Here is a 15,878-nt window from a genome sequence, read left to right on the forward strand (position 1 = left end):
GGCCGTGGCGGGGGGTGTCATACCGACAAACGAGTCAATCGTGTGACGGTCACATCACCCGTACGCGGCGCCTCAGCCGTGCGCGCCGCCGGGGGAGGCGAGCAGGGCGTCCAGGACCCTGCCGAACATCCGTCGTCCTGCGGAGGCGAGCAGCGGGTCACCCCACCGGGGCACCAGCCGCACCCGCAGCTCCTCGACCCACACCACATGGGAACCGGAATCCGTGGGCAGCACGTCGATCGAGGCCCGGCCCAACACCACGGCGCCCCGCTTCTCCAGTTGGCACACCCCGGCCCGGCCCCCGGCGGGCGGCGTCCACCGCACCACTTCCATCGGATCGTCGAACGCCAGCGGGCCCAGCCCCGTACGCGCCACGAAGACCGTGCCGAGCTGCGAGGGAAGCCCGGTCGGAACCGAGATCGCGGTCAACGGCACCTGCGCGGCGTGCCGTTCCCAGTCGGTCACCCGACGCCAGGCCTCGGCTGCGGGGAGAGGGGAGAAACGCTCGATCCGAAAGACGGCCACAGCCCGATCCTAGTCCCGCACACCGGGAGCCGAGCGGAACCCGCGTCAGCCCTCGGTGGCGGGCGGGGCCTCGGCGGTCCCGGCGGGAGCGTCGCCCGCCACCAGCAGACCCGGCAGATGCTCCTCGATCTCCGCGCGCAGCTCCGGAGCCAGGCCCGCGTCCGTGACCAGCGTGTCGACCTCCTCCAGCGCGGCGAACGAACTCAGGCCCACCGTGCCCCACTTGGTGTGGTCGGCCACCACCACGATCCGGCGCGCCGCCCGCACGAAACGGCGGTTGGTCTCCGCCTCCGCCAGATTGGGCGTCGAGAGCCCCGCCTCGGCCGAGATCCCGTGCACACCGAGGAACAGCACATCGAAGTGGAGGGAGTCGATGGCCCGGTCCGCGACCGGGCCGACCAGGGAGTCCGAGGGGGTGCGCACCCCGCCCGTCAGCACCACCGTCGCCGCCCCGGGCCGCGCGCCGCGCCCCCCGGCCGGACGCTGCGCGTCGTGGAACACGTCGGCCACCCGCACCGAGTTGGTCACCACCGTCAGGTCCGGCACGTCCAGCAGATGCCGGGCCAGCGCGAAAGTCGTCGTCCCGCCCGAGAGCGCGATGGCGCTGCCGGGCACCGCCAGCGCCGCCGCCGCCCGGGCGATGTCCTCCTTGGCGCTCAGCTCCAGCGCCGACTTCGCCTCGAACCCGGGCTCGTGCGTGCTCGCCTCGACGACCGGGACCGCACCGCCGTGGACCTTCTCGATGACACCCTGGCGGGCCAGCGCGTCCAGGTCCCGGCGGATCGTCATGTCGGAGACGTTCAGCTTGCGGGTCAGCTCGTTGACCCGGACCCCACCACGCCTGCGCACCTCGTCGAGGATCAGCGCACGGCGCTGCTCCGCGAGCAGGTTCTGATTCTCGCTCAACGCCGGGTCCGGTCCTTCCCTCTGCCGTACCGTCCGCAGCGGTCTGCGGGCCACGCTCATCCTGCCACGCAGGCATGTCCGGCGTATCACCTGGGGAGATTCCGTGAGACCGCTCACGCGGCCGCCCCGGGCCGGGGATCGTGGCTCCGGGCGACCCGCCGCATCCCCGCCTCCCGGCCCGCCCGCCGCTCTGCCCGCATCCGTGACCGCTGTGCCGCTTCCCGCTGTGCCGCTCGCCCGAGAAAGAGTTCCCCCTTGGCTCCTGCCACCCCGCCCCCGTCCGCCTCTCAGCCCGCCACCGAGCCCTCCCAGCACTCCGGGACAGCCCTGGAACTGCTCGTCCACGGCGTCGGCGGCGCCACCCCGCAGGAGATGCTGGACGACCCGCGTACCGTCCGGGTCACCGGGGACGCGACCGCCGCCGTGTACCGGCGCACCGAGGACGCCCATGGCGAGAAGCACCCCGAGCGCTACCGGGACGAGCCCGTCGCCGAGGCGTACTGCTGGTCCGGCCTTACCTCCGGCAACGGCTCCCGCGCGCTGTGGCTGCTGCTCCTGCCGTTCATGGTGGTCAACCTCGCCCACTGGATGCGCCCCACCGCCACCGGCCGCACCCGCGCGGTTCGGCTGTACGGCGTCCTGGTGCGGCTCGTGGCCCTCAGCCTCACCGTGCTGCTCACGGCGGCCGCCTGCGAAGTCGCCCTCGACCTGCTGGCCTGGCAGTGCGCCGGCGCCGACGCCTGTGCCGAACGCCGTTCCTGGCTCGGCTTCCTGTCGGAGCGTCAGGGCGGCTGGTGGTCCCAGCCCGGCCGCCGCCTCGCCCTGGCCGCCGTCGTGCCCGCGGCCCTGGTGGGACTCCTGTGGTACCTGTCCAACCGGACCTGGAGCGCGTACGAGTCCCAACGCCCCCTGGACGGAGAGGACTTCGCAGAGGACGAGTCCTTCGGGGCGGCGGCGGACCACGGCCCGGACGCCGACGACCACCCGCGCCCGCCCCTTCCGGTCCGCCCCGCGCTCGGCAGGCCCGGCTTCTGGTACGGCAGGCGGCTCGTCGCCCGGCTCCGCGCCGCCCACACGGCGGCCGGGTTCCTGACCGTCGCCGCGGCCGTCGCCGGCGCCGCCGCACGCTACGACCGGGGCACGGAAGGACCGGTGCCCCGGTTCATCGGCGCGGCCGTCGAGGGCGGCATCGTGCTGTGCGCGCTCGTCGTCGTCTGGGTCGTCTGCCGCCGGGGCCGCAGCGAACGGACCCGCGACACCCGCCTGGACGGCGCCCTGATCAGCTGTCTGCCCGGCTCCGCGCTGGCCCTGCTCGGTCTCGCCGTGCTGTACGCGTCCTGGTCGCGCCCCGGCTGGCAGTCCTCGGGCACCCTGCCCGGCGAGGCCGCCTTCCGGTTCCTCGCCCTCGGCCAGGGCATCCTCGTCATCGCCCTCGCCGTGGTCGCCCTGGGCCTCTACCGGCGCATCCCCGAACCCCGCACCGTCCTGTACGGCCTCGGCGGCCCCGCGGTCGCGATGCTCGCCTGTGCCCTCGGCGGTGTGATGACGGGCGGGGTGGCCCAGCGCGTCGCCGACTGGCTGGACGGTCCGGGCACCCCGGGCATGGGCCGCAGCTCCGACATCGCCGGGCCGCCGGTTCTGCTGAGCTGGCAGGCCTCCGTCATCCCGGTGCTCCTGCTGCTCCTGCTCGTCCCCGTCCTGGTGCTGGTCGTCCGCACCGCGCGCACCGCCCGCCGGCTGGGCCCGGTCATCGAGGCCGAGTACGCCCCCGAACCGTCCGACGAGGGCCGCACCCGCCGGATCGCCCGGATCCGCGCCGCAGCCGCCCTCACCGACTCCGCGCCCTGGATCGTCGGCGTGGTCTCCACCGCCTCCCTGCTGCTCGGGGCGGTCGCGATCGCCGGCTCCTGGTACAGCGAGCAGGTGCCGGGCCGGGCCGCCGACGGCAGCGGTCCGCTCCTCGAATCGTTCGCCGAGGCCGCCCAGGCCACCGGCTCCTGGCTGATCGGCTTCGGCTTCCTCCTCTTCGTCGCCGGCGGCCGCCGCGCCTACAAGGACGCCTCGGCCCGCCGGACCATCGGCATCCTCTGGGACGTGGGCACCTTCTGGCCCCGCGCCGCCCACCCCTTCGCGCCCCCCTGCTACGCCGAGCGCGCCGTCCCCGACCTCGCCTCGCGGATGTCCGCGTGGACGTCGACCACACCCCGGGGCCGGCTCGTCATCTCGGGCCACTCCCAGGGCAGCGTGCTCGCCGCCTCCGCCGTCTGGCAACTGCCCGACGCCACCCGCCCGCGGGTCGCGCTGCTCACCTACGGCTCGCCCCTGGAGCGGCTGTACGGACGGTGGTTCCCGGCCTACTTCGGCCCGGGGCCGCTGCTCGGGCTGCACCGCTCGGTGCACTGCTGGCGCAATCTGTGGCGGGCCACCGACCCGATCGGCGGCCCCGTCCGCATCGGCGCCGACCCCGACCCGGGCGTCGACCGGGGCCCGCTGAGGGACCCGCTGGCCTACGGGCGGACCACGGAGCTCCCGCTGCCCGAACCGATCCTCGGGCACTCCGACTACCAGGCCGACCCGGCCTTCGCCGACGCGCGCGCCGACCTCCTGGCGGAGCTGGGCCCGCACGTCCCTCGGCAGGCGGAGGCGCGGACTCAGAAGGGCACGTCGGGGAGGTCCTCCGGGTAGAGCAGGGTCAGGTCGTCCGTGCTCGGCTCGGCGAGCTGGGCGACCCGGCCCGCGTGCCGCTCCACCATCGACTCGAAGGTCTGGCGGGCGGTGCGGCCGTTGCCGAAGGCGGGGCCCTTGGGGAGCGCCGTGAAGTGCTTCAGGAGCGCCTCCCCGGTCCCCGCCGCCAGGCTGTACTCATGCTCCTCGGCCTGCTGCTCGACGATCCGCAGCAGCTCCTCGGGGAGGTAGTCCTGGAAGGTGATGGTCCGGGAGAACCGTGAGGCCACACCGGGGTTGACGGTGAGGAACCGCTCCATCTCCACGGTGTAGCCCGCGACGATCACGACCACCGCGTCCCGGTGGTCCTCCATCAGCTTCACCAGCGTGTCGATGGCCTCCCGGCCGAAGTCGCGGCCGGAGTCCTCGGGGGAGAGGGCGTACGCCTCGTCGACGAACAGCACCCCGCCGCGCGCCCGGTCGAACGCCTCCTGGGTCCGGATCGCCGTCGAGCCGATGTGCTCGCCGACCAGGTCGACCCGGGACACCTCGACCAGATGGCCGCGCTCCAGCACACCGAGCGAGGCCAGGATCTCCCCGTACAGCCGGGCGACCGTGGTCTTGCCCGTACCGGGGGAGCCGGTGAAGACGAGGTGGCGGCGGACGGACGCGGCCTTCAGACCGGCCTCCGCGCGGCGTCGGCCCACCTCGATCATGTCCGTGAGCGCCCGCACCTCCCGCTTGACGCTCTCCAGGCCCACCAGCGCGTCCAGTTCACCGAGGACCGCCGAGGAGTCCCGGGCCGGCTCCGCCGGGGCGAGGGGCTCGGGGGCGGGCTCGACCGCGCGCTGCCCGGGCAGCGCGCCCAGCAGACCCGGCGTCGACTGTGTGGCCGTCAGCACCGGGGGAGGCGGCGCCGGAGCCGTCCGCAGACCGCTCTCGTCGCTCGTGCAGTCCCGGGCCACCGGCCCGGCCGCGGAACCGCCGTCCCCCTCGGGGAACTCGTAACCGCCCCGCGCGCACCGCTCGGTACGGCACCGGGTCAGGGTCGTACGGCAGCCCTCCATGACATGGAAGCCGTACCCCTCACTGCCCGTCACCCGGCAGCCGTCGAAGGTGCCCCGGCCCTCGGCCGAGACGTAGAACCCCGCCTCGGCGGGCGAGGTGACCGTGCAGCGCTCGATGGTGGGGTCCGCGCCCTTGGTGACGATGACCCCGGTCTGCGCCGCGTCGATGGTGCAGTTGTTCAGCGTGCCGCCGCTGCCGTGGTCACGGAACCAGGCGCCCGTGGACGCCTCCCGGATCCGGCAGTCGTCGAGCTGCGCGGTCGCCCCGTCGCTCACCGACACGGCGGTGTTACGGATCTGGGAGAGGTCGCTGTCCACCACATCGGCCCGCGAACCCCGGTCGAGGACGAACAGCGCGTCGGGCACGTCGTGCACCCGGCAGGCGTCCAGTATCACCGTCGCGCCGTCACTGACCCAGACCGCCGGATAGTCGCCCGTACTGTCGTGGATCTCGCACTGGTTGGCGTCGACCCGGGTCCCCGGGTCCCAGACCGAGAGTCCGTTGCGGCCGAACCGGCGGACCGTGGAACGGGTCAGCGTGAGCACCGAACGCGACCGCAGGTCGACGGCGTTCTCCGGGATGTCGTGGATGTCGCAGTCGGCGAGCGTCAGCACCGCGTCCGTGTCCAGCGTGACGCCGTCCGCCGACGTGCGGTGCACGGTGCAGTCGGTGAGGTGGGCCGAGGCGCGGGCCGTGACCTGGATGCCGCTGCCCTTGATCTCGTACACCTCGCAGCCGAACGCCTCCAGACCGCTGCCGTCGCCGGTGACGCCGATGCCCGCCCCGGACGCGTGGTGGATCCGGCAGCGGTCCAGACGCGGGTGCCCGCCGTCGCGGACCGACACCCCTGACTGGCCCGCCGAGACGATCTCGCACTCCTCGAACACTCCGCCCGCGCCGTCCAGTACGGCGATCCCGACCCCGGCCGGATTGTCGACCGTGCAGCGCCGCACGGTGGGCCGCGCCGCGCCGCGCACCTCGATGCCCGCGGCGGACCGGGTCACGATCCGCAGGTCCGTCAGCTCTGCCGTGCCGTCCTCGACCAGCAGCGCCGGGGCCGCCGAGTCCTGGCCCTCGATGTGGAGGCCCTGGACGACCGCGGAGGCGCGCACGGTCAGCGGTACGCCGTCGAGCGGCGCGATCCGTACGGAGCCGGCCGAGCCCTCGGGGCCGCGCAGCGTCACCGCGCGCGGGACGACGAGGTTCTCCCGGTAGGTCCCGGGCGCGACGGTGAGGACGTCGCCCTCGGCCGCCGCCTCCAGGGCCGCGGAGAGGGAGGCGTACTCGCCGGTGCGGCGGCGCCATCGCGATGTGCCGGTGTGCGTCACCTGGACCGTGCCCTGTGCCATGGCGTTGCTGTGCCCCCACCTCGTGCTGTGCGCTGCCTCGGGCCCGTCCGTCGCCGGGGAGGCGGACGGGGTCGGACCACCGTAGCGCGCGTGAGGGCCGGGAGTTGACGAGTCGGCCCCGCGGGGTGATGTCGCCGGCGGCCGCGTCCGGCCGACGGGGACCGTGGTCAGCCGCCCGTTCCGGCCCGGCCCCAGTCCGTGCCCGCCGCGGCCCACTCCCGGTCCAGACGCGCGTACCGCTGCCGCACCATGCGCCCTACGACCACCCTGCGGCCCGCCTCGACACATCCGGCGGCGAGCAGGAACGTACCGATACCGGCCAGCACCGCGTGGGACCGGGCGGCGCGCCCGTCCATCGGCGGGGCGACCGGAAGGCCCGCCGCGTCCGTCCAGATCCGCAGCGGGGACCCCGATGCGCCGGACCTCGACGCGGTGGCCACCTCTCCGGTGCGCCGGCTGCCGTCCGGGGCCTGCCAGGACGCCACCACCCAGATGCGCGCGGCCCGTTCGGAGCCGCCCTCGGGATCTCCCACGTACCGCTCCCTTCCCGGCGCCCGGCCCACCACGACCGCGTCGACGGGATGGCGCTCCTGGTGCTGGGCGCGTACCGACCGCTGGAGGGCGTCATCGGCGAGGGAACCGCCGGCCCAGCCCGCGGCCGGGGCGCCGATCACGAGGAGCAGCAGCGCTCCGAGTGCCACCCAGGCCTCGCGGCGGTCGGTGGCGCGGCGCAGCGGATTGTCCCGCCCGCTCGACAGCCCCCGCAGCAGTGCCCACTGCCCCCTCACGCCGTGCCCCCGTCTCCCCGTCGATCGATGTCCCCGCGGCCTGCTACTGCGGGCCCGTGGTGCGGTGGATCGTCGAGATGCCGAGCCCGGCCTCCGTACCCCTAGACCGCTTTCAGCCGTCCGAGGTTGCCTGGTGCGTCCCCCGGCGCGCCGTGCCGTACGGAGAGGGTTGGCGGTTCAGTACCCCCGGCTCTGGTACGGCCGGTTGTACGGGTCCTCGTACGGCGACTGGGCCGGTACGGGGCGCGGCGAGGCCGGGCGCATCGACTCGTACCCGGTGGCGGGCGCGGGGCGCTGCGGCTGGGGCTGCTGCGGATAGCCGCGGACCGCCGAGGGCTGCTGCGGGATGTACGGCGCGGGCGCGTGCTGCAGCTGGGCGTGCTGCATCGGCTGCGCCGGGGCCTGCTGGTACTGCGGCATCGGCTGCTGCTGCGGGTAGCCGTAGGAGCCGGTCTGCTGCGACGGGGCCGCGGGCAGGGCAGGCAGCGCCGACGGCAGGGCCGGCAGGTAGCTGTTGCCGGTGTCGTACGCGGCCGGCACACGGATGGGGGCGATCTGAGGGGTTCCCCGCTCCGCGACCAAGGAGTCGTAGATCGGAGTGTCGGGGAACGACGCGGCGTAGTAGCCGCCGCCGAAGGTGGAGCGGGGGGACGTCATGCCACCTAAGTTAAGCCCACGATGTGCCGGATGGGGAGCCCCAATCTTCGGGTTATCCGTTTTACGCGGGTTCTGTGCGCCTGGCCCGCCGAAACGGCGTTAAAGACTTCGTTAACGGCAAGAGTCTTTCCGCTGGTGGCCAGTGGCTTCGGTGGGAGCTCCCGGCCTTGATCGGGAACGGTGCCGGACGCACTCGGACGGGAAGCGAATAGCAGAGGGCAAAGGACGATGCCTCGCCGGTCCGGGGACGGGGCACCGGTCGCGGTCGCGATCATGACGGTCCGGGTACGGCTCGTCACGTCAGCGTCGACGGCGGTATTGCGCCCGCCCACCGGGGCGTGGACGTCCCGGTGCGGAGACCACCCGTCGCCACGCGTCCCGTGCCGTCGGCCGGGGGAGGGCCCGGCCGACGTCACGGAGAGCGCGGGTGCTTCCTGCCGCCGTAAGGGTGGGGCGCTCCGTTCAGGCCACGGCAACGGGTTCCAGGGCCGCGATGTCCGCGAGTGAGAAGAGCATCTGCTCGTGGAGGAATCTCACCATGGTCCAGTGCGGCAACGCGCCCTCGTCGAAGGGTCCGAATTCCTGGCAGTACAAGGGAATCCAGCGCAATGCCTCCTCCAGTGCCTGTTCGCGCCCCGGACCTTCCTGATAGTTCTCGTAGGCGATGCTGCGGTGATTGATGAAGAACCGCCCGGGGAGCTGTTCCTCGCACAGTGCGCGGTATTCACGGGTCTGCAGGATGAGATAGTGCCAGATCTCGTCGATGTCCTGTTCGACCGGCAGGAAAAGGCCGCTGAGCCGATCCCGGTGGAGGGAGACGAGGTAGAGGTAGCGCAGGCATTCGGTGACCTGCCGTTCCACGAAGCCGGGCGGTGCCTCCGGTGCCTTCTCCCGGAAGTGCCGCACCGTTTCGGTGTGGAGGTTCTCGCCGAGCAGGTGCTTGAGGTCGTCGGCGGAGACTTTCTGTCCGCTGGTCATGGCGTTCCTATTCCGTGGAGGGCGGTGCGTCAGGTGCGTCGGCCGGTGAGCCAGGCGTACTTGCCGGATGGTCCTATCGGGATGCGGGTGCGGTGCTCGACCCGGCAGTTCCGTCCGGTCAGTTCGCCGGTGCTGCGCCGCAGCGACTCCGTCTCGGACTCCCCGAGTGGCTCGCCGGTGAACGTCGTGTACAGCAGAGTGGCCTCCGTGTCTCCGTGGAGCCGGAGTTGGTGCAGGAAGATCCGGGGGGATGCGGCCGCGATAAGCCGGTCGAGGTCGCCCTGGGCGACCGGTCCCTTCGGTGTCGGGAGCAATTCCGCGAGCCGACCGCAGAATTGGACGATCCCGGCGGGATCGGGCGCGCCGTCCAGAGTGCGCACACAATCGCCCGACCGGTAGCGGACGAGCGGCATGTAGGGATTGCGCACGCTGGTGACGACAAGTTGTTGCATCGTGCTTCCGGGGGCCACCGGGAGGAGTTCGACGCTCATCCCGTCCAAGTGCGGCCAGTACCTTCCTTCCCGGTCGCTGGAGAAGAGATAGCCCAACTCCGTGCTGCCGAAGAGGTCGATGACCGGGCAGGCGAAGCGCTGGTGCAGGAATCGCCGCACGTTCACCGGCGTGTACTCGTAGGCGTGGATGATGCTGGCCGGTTCGGGAAACGCGTCCCCCAGCCCCCAGGCCTCGGCCTTCCGCACCAGATGCGCCAAGTGGTAGCCGGAGCAGTCGAGATGGTAGTGGCCCTGCGGATGCGAAGAACGGGCCTGGTCGATCTCCCGGAGCATCCGCAGCACCTCCGATCGGTCCCAACGTGCGGGGTCGAGGCGGAGGTTGAGGTAGCAGGTCCGATCATCCAGCCGACGGTCGGCCAGGGTCGGAGTCCGCTTCGGCTCGACGCCGCGCCGGGCGGCATTGACCCGCGCCACGTGTTCGGTGGCCAGGACCGTGGTCAGCGAGACACGGGGGCAGCCCGACTCCCAGGTGCCGCCGATGTCGGGGTGGTCACGCCACAGTTCGTAGTAGGAGCGGAGCAGGAAGTACGGAGGCCGGATGATCCGCATCCGCGCGTGGTTGGTGCCGGTGGTCAGGACGAACTCCGCCTCACCGCTCTCCAGCGCCGCTGCCAGGCGGGGCGTCATCCAGTTGCCGGGGAACCCGCGGGCGATCTCCGGCTTGTCCAGTACCGGGAAGTAGCCCTTGGCCAGGGACTCCTGATAGATCGGTATGTCGCGTATATGCTCGATGACCGCGTCGGTCGGCTGGCCCTTCATTAATTCCTTCTCATGTTTCGCACAGCTGAAGAAATGCGGGCGGTGAGAGCCGGGGCAGGGGATCCGGGGAATGCGCCACCGTCGGGGAACGAGCTCTCGCACAGTCGGCCCCGGAGCCCCCGCGATCCGTCAGGAAATACAGCCGGCCTTCGGTGCGGCACTGATGCAGCCGCTCTTGGGTGTTGCGCTGATACAACCGTACTTCGCGGATCCCTGTGCCGAGTTCACGGCGATCCAGTTCTGCCAGATGCCGTCCTCGGCCATCTTCTTGATGAGCTGTTCCATGAGGTCCTCCGATGACAGTGCGGAAGGTGCTTCCGGTCATGGGGTCGACGGGCGATGGATTTCCCCTCGACCCGCTCGCCGAAGGTAAAAGGAAGATTGAGCGACTGTCAACGAACGGCAATGCCGAACCACGGGAATCGGCCCCGAACGGGTTGGATTCGGCGCGATCCCGCAGCATGACGCACGGGCCATGGCCGCCCCGGCCCACAGCGCCGCGCCATCCGCGAAGTCCCTGATGGACACGGGTGGACAGCGGTGCGCGGAGACTTCCTGGCCGGCCGCCCGGCAGCGCGGTCACGGGTGATGGACGGGGCCGCCGCCCTCGAAGATGAGAATGCTCTCCTCAAGTCCGTTCACAGAGTCTTGCGAAGGCAGAATGGCCATATGTTCTGGCGAGGGGTGGGGTCGGTATTAGCGGGCTGCGGCGCTGGTGCTGTGGCGCTGCTGGCCGTCTGGTTATGGCCCGGCCAGAGTGTGCCGCCCTCGATGGGGCCGGTGGTGGTCGTGCCCGTTCCGCACGCCCCGACTCCCTCGGCCACCTTTCCGTCCGGCCCGGGCCGCCCTGCTGTGACGCCGTCGGCCGCCGTACCCGGCCCGCTCCGCACGTGCTCGGGCGGCCGGCCGGTGCCCCCGTCGCCACCGCCCGCCGCCGACGACGGGGGTGAGCGGGCGTCACGCGTCGCCGGCGAGGAGGAGAAGGTTTCACGGGCCCCCCGGAGCGAGGTGGATGACGAGGGCGACGACGGGTGGCGCGTCGAGAGCGACGACGAAGAGACGGAAGCTTCGGACGGCCCTGCGGAGGATGCGGACGACGAGTGGGACGACTGATGATCTGGCGCACACTGAGCGCGCGCTCCCGCATCGTCGGCTGGATGCTCCTGTTGCTCGGCGCGGCCCTGGCTGTGCCCACCTTCGGCATCACGATCGTGTGGCAGACGGAACTGGACCGCCAGATCGACGCGAAGCTTCTTTCCGAGGCCGACAAGCTGCGAGAGTTCGCCCGCACCTCCCGAGACCCGTACACCGGTGAGCGCTTCACCTCCGGGGCCGCGCTGCTGACCGCGTTCATGGCGGTCCACCGCCCCGAGCACAACGCCGCCTTCTTCAGCGTCGTCGACGGGCGGGCGGACCGGCGCAGCCCCGGCCCGGCCCCGGCCCGCCTGGACCGGGACCCGTCGGTCGTGGCCCTGATGGCGCGCACCTCCGACACCCGCGTCCGGTGGCTGGACTCACCGGCCGGCAAGGTCCGTTATGGCGTCGTTCCGGTTCAGATGGCGGGAGACACCGCCGACACCCGGCTCGTCCTGTTGTCCTTCCGGGATCAGGAACTGCGCCAGGAGCGCCACATGGCCCGGCTGCTGCTGCTCTCGGGCTGCTTGGCCCTGGTGCTCGCCGGGCTGGCGAGCTGGCTGGTCGCGGGCCGGGTCCTGGCGCCGATCCGGCTGGTGCGGCAGACGGCCGAGCGGATCAGTGAGACGGACCTCAGCCAGCGGCTGCCGGTGCGGGGGAGCGACGACGTGGCCGCCCTGGCAGAGACGTTCAACCACATGCTCGACCGGCTGTCGGGCGCCTTCACCGCGCAACGCCGGTTCCTGGACGAGGTGGCGCACGAACTGCGGACCCCCATCACGGTATTGAGGGGGCACCTGGAGCTGATGGAGGAGGACCCCGGTAGCCCGCACGGGCAGACCCGGACCCTGCTCTTCGACGAACTGGACCGGATGCGGCGGATCGTGGACGACCTGCTGCTCCTGGCGCGAGCCGAGCGACCCGACTTCCTCACACTCGGCCGGACCAGTCTCACCGACCTCGTGGTCGACACGGCGGCCAAGGCCCAGGCACTGGGGCGCCGGCACTGGACGGTGGCCGAGGTCGCCGACGTCAGCGTGCTTCTGGACGGACAACGGGTTACCCAGGCTCTGATGCAGCTCGCGGCCAACGCGGCCGGTCACACGGGTGCGGGCGACACCGTCGAGATCGGGTCGCGCCTGTGGCGCGGCCGGGTTCTGCTGTGGGTGGCGGACACCGGGCCCGGTGTGGCCCCGGAGGACCGCGAACAGATCTTCCAGTGTTTCTACCAGGGAGGCACGGCGGTCCCCGGCCGGGCCGTCACCGGCATCGGCCTGGGGCTCGCCCTGGTCCGCGAGATCGCCCAGGCTCACGACGGCGTCGCGCGCGTCGAGGAGGCCGACGGAGGCGGCGCGAGATTCGTCATCGACCTGCCCGCACTGCACCCCACAACCGAAGGAACCTTCTGTGAGCAGGATCCTGATAGCCGAGGACGAGGCGCGCATCGCCGCCTTTGTCGAAAAAGGCCTGCGCCGTAGCGGGTACGTCACCCGGGTCGTCGCCGACGGCGTCGCCGCCTACGAGCACGCTCGCGGCCGGGACTTCGATCTCCTCATCCTCGACCTCGGCCTGCCCGGTGACGACGGACTGACCGTGCTGCGCAAGCTGCGGAAGGCACGCGTCAGTCTGCCGGTCGTCATCCTCACCGCGCGCGACAGCGTGAGCGACATCGTGGCGGGCCTGGACAGCGGCGCCGACGACTACATGGTCAAACCGTTCGCCTTCGACGAACTGCTCGCCCGCGTACGGCTGCGTCTGCGCCGCGAGGAGCCGCTGGAGAACTTCCTGCTGCGGGTGGGCGATCTGCTGCTGGACCTTCGGACCCGCCGGGCCCAGGTCGGCGAGCGCGTCGCCGACCTGTCCGCCCGGGAGTTCGCCCTCGCCGAGATTCTCATGCGCAATCCCGACCGGGTCCTGTCCCGGGAGCAGCTGCTCAGCCAGGTGTGGGGGTTCGACTACGACCCGGGCTCCAACATCGTCGACGTGTACATCCGCTACCTGCGGCGCAAGATCGGTGCCGAACGGGTCCAGACCGTGCGGGGCGTCGGCTACCGGCTGCGGGCCTGACGCAACGCCGCCCCGGCCGGACCACTGCGCCGGGGTGGCGGTCGCGTGCCGTCGTACGCGATGAGAACAGTCTCACTGCTGTCTCACCGCCACCTCATCGCCCGCTCACAGACTGCTCCTTGCGGGTCGTCCGGTGACGCGAGGCCCGTGAGCGGCCCCGATGGCGGTTGCAGCGGCCCCACTCTCGCGCGACGAGCCGCACGCCGCTGCCGTACACCCGTATGGAGGACCCCCGTGCGACGACTCATCGACCATGCCCGCGCCTTCCCCGCCCGCTGCGGCGGGGCAGGCCGCGACCTCAAGGAGTTCGAGGCCGGCCAGCGGCCGTCCACCATGTTCATCACCTGCTCGGACTCCCGAGTGGTCCCCGCCCTGCTGACCGACTCCGGCCCCGGTGAACTGTTCGAGTTGCGTACGGCGGGGAACATCGTCCCACCGTACGACCCGGACGCGCCCACCAGCGAGATGGCGACCATCGAGTACGCCGTCTGCGTGCTGCAGGTGTCCGACATCATCCTCTGCGGACACTCCCACTGCGGCGCCGTCGGCGCCCTGGCCCGGGGCGAGGACCTGCGGACCCTGCCGGCGGTAGGGGGCTGGCTCGGCCGGGCCGCCCCCGCGGGCGGCTTCCAGGACCCCGAAGGCTTCGGCCCCGACTGCGAACAGCCCGTACAGCGCCATGCGGTGGCGCAGCTGGACAACCTGCGGGCCTATCCCTGTGTGAGCCGGGCCGTGGGCGAGGGCCGGCTCGGACTGCACGCCTGGTACTACGAGGTCCACACCGGCTCCGTGCTGACCCACCAGGTCTCCACCGGAACCTTCTCCTCCCTGTGACAGCGATCCGGCGGTGAGCGCGGCGGCCGCCCCTGCCGCCACCCGCCGTCTCCCCCCACCACTCCTCAAGGAGCTGAGATCTCATGTCCTCACCCCACCGCGGGTTACGCCCCGACGTCCTGTCCCGTGACGTCCTCGCCTCGATCGTGGTGTTCCTCGTCGCCGTCCCCCTCTGCGTCGGGATCGCGGTCGCCTCGGGCGTCCCCGCCGAACTGGGCCTGGTCACAGGCATCGTCGGGGGACTGGTCACCGGCGCGATGCCGGGCAGTTCGCTCCAGGTCAGCGGTCCGGCCGCCGGACTCACCGTGCTGGTCTACGAGGCCGTCACCACCCACGGGGTCGCGGCCCTCGGCATCCTCGTCCTGGCCACGGGAATCCTTCAGATCGGGCTGGGTCTCATCGGCTTCGGCCGGTGGTTCCGCGCGATCTCGACCGCCGTCGTCCACGGCATGCTCGCCGGCATCGGTCTCGTGCTGATCAGCAGCCAGCTCTACGCCGTGGCAGGGTTCAGCGCTCCCGGCAGCGGTCTCGACAACCTGGCCGGACTGCCGGACCTGTTCACGCGGATCCACGGAGCCCCGGCGATCTCCTCCTGCGCTGTCGGCGTGGGCACCATCCTGGTCCTGGTCCTGTGGAAGCGGATTCCCGGGCGGCTGCCCCGGACGCTCCCCGGGCCCTTGGCGGCTGTGGGGCTGGCCACCGCGGCGGTGGCCGTGTTCGACCTGCCCGTCGCCCCGATCGAGGTCCAGGGGCTGATCGACTCACTGCGGCTGACGGGCCTGGAGGACTTCGGTCTCCTGGCGGACGTCGGTCTTCTGGGCGTCATCCTCGCCTTCACGCTCATCGCCTCGGCCGAATCCCTCTTCAGCGCTGCCGCCGTGGACCGGATGCACGACGGTCCGCGCACGCATTTCAACAAGGAGCTCGTGGCCCAGGGGACGGGCAACACCATCTGCGGCCTCGTCGGCGCACTGCCCATGACCGCCGTCATCGTGCGCAGTGCCGCCAACGTGCAGGCAGGCGCGTGCACCAAGGCGTCCCGGATCCTGCACGGCGTGTGGCTGCTGGTGTTCGCGGCCCTGTTCCCCGCGATGCTCGGCCTCATACCGGTGGCCGCCCTCGCCGGGATCCTCGTCCACGCCGGCGCCAAGCTCATCCCGGTCACCACCATCCGTCCGCTCTGGCGAGAACACCGGGGTGAGGCCGTGGTCCTGATGGTGACCGCGCTGGCCATCGTCCTCACGGACATGTTCATGGGCGTCCTGCTCGGCATCGGGCTCGCCGTGGTCAAGACCGCCTGGGAGACCTCCGCGGTCCGGCTCGACATCGACGAGCGGGAGGACCGCACCACCGTCTCCCTCAGCGGAAGCGCCACCTTCCTCCGGCTGCCGCAGATCCTGGACACGCTGGAGGCGCTGCCGAAGGACCGACCTGTGGAGCTCGACCTCTCGCAGCTCCGCCACCTCGACCACGCCTGCCGCACCGCACTCCAAGCGTGGAGTACGCACAGCGGAGCCGTGCGGCTCGACGGACCGGCGAGGGACGGCACACCGCGCGAGGCCGCCCTCGCGGGGCTCGCCCGGGACGGCGAAGGCCCTCCGCGCGCCCGCTAGGGTGCCGGCGCCCCGAGGCTTTCC

Annotated in this window: 13 protein-coding genes; 5 read left to right on the top strand and 8 right to left on the bottom strand. The window is 72.1% G+C overall.

What is annotated here, in order from left to right; all coding sequences use genetic code 11:
• Positions 1-72: 72 nt before the first annotated feature.
• On the bottom strand, positions 73-525 hold the full coding sequence (locus IE134_RS23110) for an SRPBCC family protein (protein ID WP_030712761.1): 453 nt from the start codon (positions 523-525) through the stop codon (positions 73-75).
• Between the two features lie 45 nt (positions 526-570).
• Entirely contained in the window at positions 571-1,431 is an 861-nt protein-coding gene (locus IE134_RS23115; protein WP_030712764.1) for a DeoR/GlpR family DNA-binding transcription regulator, read from the bottom strand.
• Positions 1,432-1,686: 255 nt separating this feature from the next.
• On the opposite strand from IE134_RS23115, the gene IE134_RS23120 reads away from it, so the two are divergent.
• Positions 1,687-4,116: a hypothetical protein gene (locus IE134_RS23120; RefSeq protein ID WP_189431570.1), complete on the top strand. Its 2,430-nt coding sequence runs from the start codon at positions 1,687-1,689 to the stop codon at positions 4,114-4,116.
• Here IE134_RS23120 and IE134_RS23125 read toward each other — a convergent pair.
• From IE134_RS23125 to IE134_RS23150, 6 genes are all read right to left on the bottom strand, one after another.
• Positions 4,083-6,512, bottom strand: a complete 2,430-nt coding sequence (locus IE134_RS23125) for a right-handed parallel beta-helix repeat-containing protein (RefSeq protein WP_030712776.1) — start codon at positions 6,510-6,512, stop codon at positions 4,083-4,085. The two genes, IE134_RS23120 and IE134_RS23125, sit on opposite strands and share 34 nt — an antisense overlap.
• Before the next feature lie 167 nt (positions 6,513-6,679).
• Positions 6,680-7,300 carry an Rv1733c family protein gene (locus tag IE134_RS23130; protein WP_098020451.1) on the bottom strand — a complete coding sequence of 207 codons (621 nt, stop codon included), beginning with the start codon at positions 7,298-7,300 and terminating at the stop codon, positions 6,680-6,682.
• A gap of 177 nt (positions 7,301-7,477) precedes the next feature.
• A complete protein-coding gene (locus tag IE134_RS23135) occupies positions 7,478-7,957 on the bottom strand; it encodes a DUF6643 family protein (protein WP_010061801.1) in 480 nt (159 codons plus the stop codon).
• 462 nt (positions 7,958-8,419) lie between these two features.
• On the bottom strand, positions 8,420-8,935 hold the full coding sequence (locus IE134_RS23140; protein ID WP_030712781.1) for a glycine-rich domain-containing protein: 516 nt from the start codon (positions 8,933-8,935) through the stop codon (positions 8,420-8,422).
• A 29-nt stretch (positions 8,936-8,964) separates the two neighbouring features.
• Positions 8,965-10,206, bottom strand: coding sequence for a phenylacetate--CoA ligase family protein (locus IE134_RS23145; protein ID WP_189431572.1), 1,242 nt, complete (start codon positions 10,204-10,206; stop codon positions 8,965-8,967).
• Positions 10,207-10,335: 129 nt separating this feature from the next.
• Positions 10,336-10,491 (bottom strand): hypothetical protein, encoded by a 156-nt coding sequence (locus IE134_RS23150; protein ID WP_179888340.1) that lies wholly within the window; start codon positions 10,489-10,491, stop codon positions 10,336-10,338.
• A gap of 827 nt (positions 10,492-11,318) precedes the next feature.
• Between IE134_RS23150 and IE134_RS23155 the strand changes: the two genes are divergently transcribed.
• The 4 genes from IE134_RS23155 (at position 11,319) to IE134_RS23170 (ending at position 15,854) form a co-directional block, all read left to right on the top strand.
• Entirely contained in the window at positions 11,319-12,818 is a 1,500-nt protein-coding gene (locus tag IE134_RS23155; RefSeq protein ID WP_030712786.1) for a sensor histidine kinase, read from the top strand.
• A complete protein-coding gene (locus IE134_RS23160) occupies positions 12,748-13,407 on the top strand; it encodes a response regulator transcription factor (RefSeq protein WP_030712789.1) in 660 nt (219 codons plus the stop codon). The genes IE134_RS23155 and IE134_RS23160 overlap by 71 nt, the downstream gene beginning before the upstream one ends.
• A 234-nt stretch (positions 13,408-13,641) precedes the next feature.
• Positions 13,642-14,241 carry a carbonic anhydrase gene (locus IE134_RS23165; protein ID WP_030712792.1) on the top strand — a complete coding sequence of 200 codons (600 nt, stop codon included), beginning with the start codon at positions 13,642-13,644 and terminating at the stop codon, positions 14,239-14,241.
• An 83-nt stretch (positions 14,242-14,324) separates the two neighbouring features.
• The gene (locus tag IE134_RS23170) at positions 14,325-15,854 is read left to right on the top strand and encodes a SulP family inorganic anion transporter (protein ID WP_098020447.1); all 1,530 of its coding nucleotides are present in this window, start codon (positions 14,325-14,327) and stop codon (positions 15,852-15,854) included.
• Positions 15,855-15,878 lie beyond the last annotated feature (24 nt).

The organism is Streptomyces rubiginosohelvolus (assembly GCF_014649875.1).
Lineage (GTDB): Bacteria > Actinomycetota > Actinomycetes > Streptomycetales > Streptomycetaceae > Streptomyces > Streptomyces rubiginosohelvolus.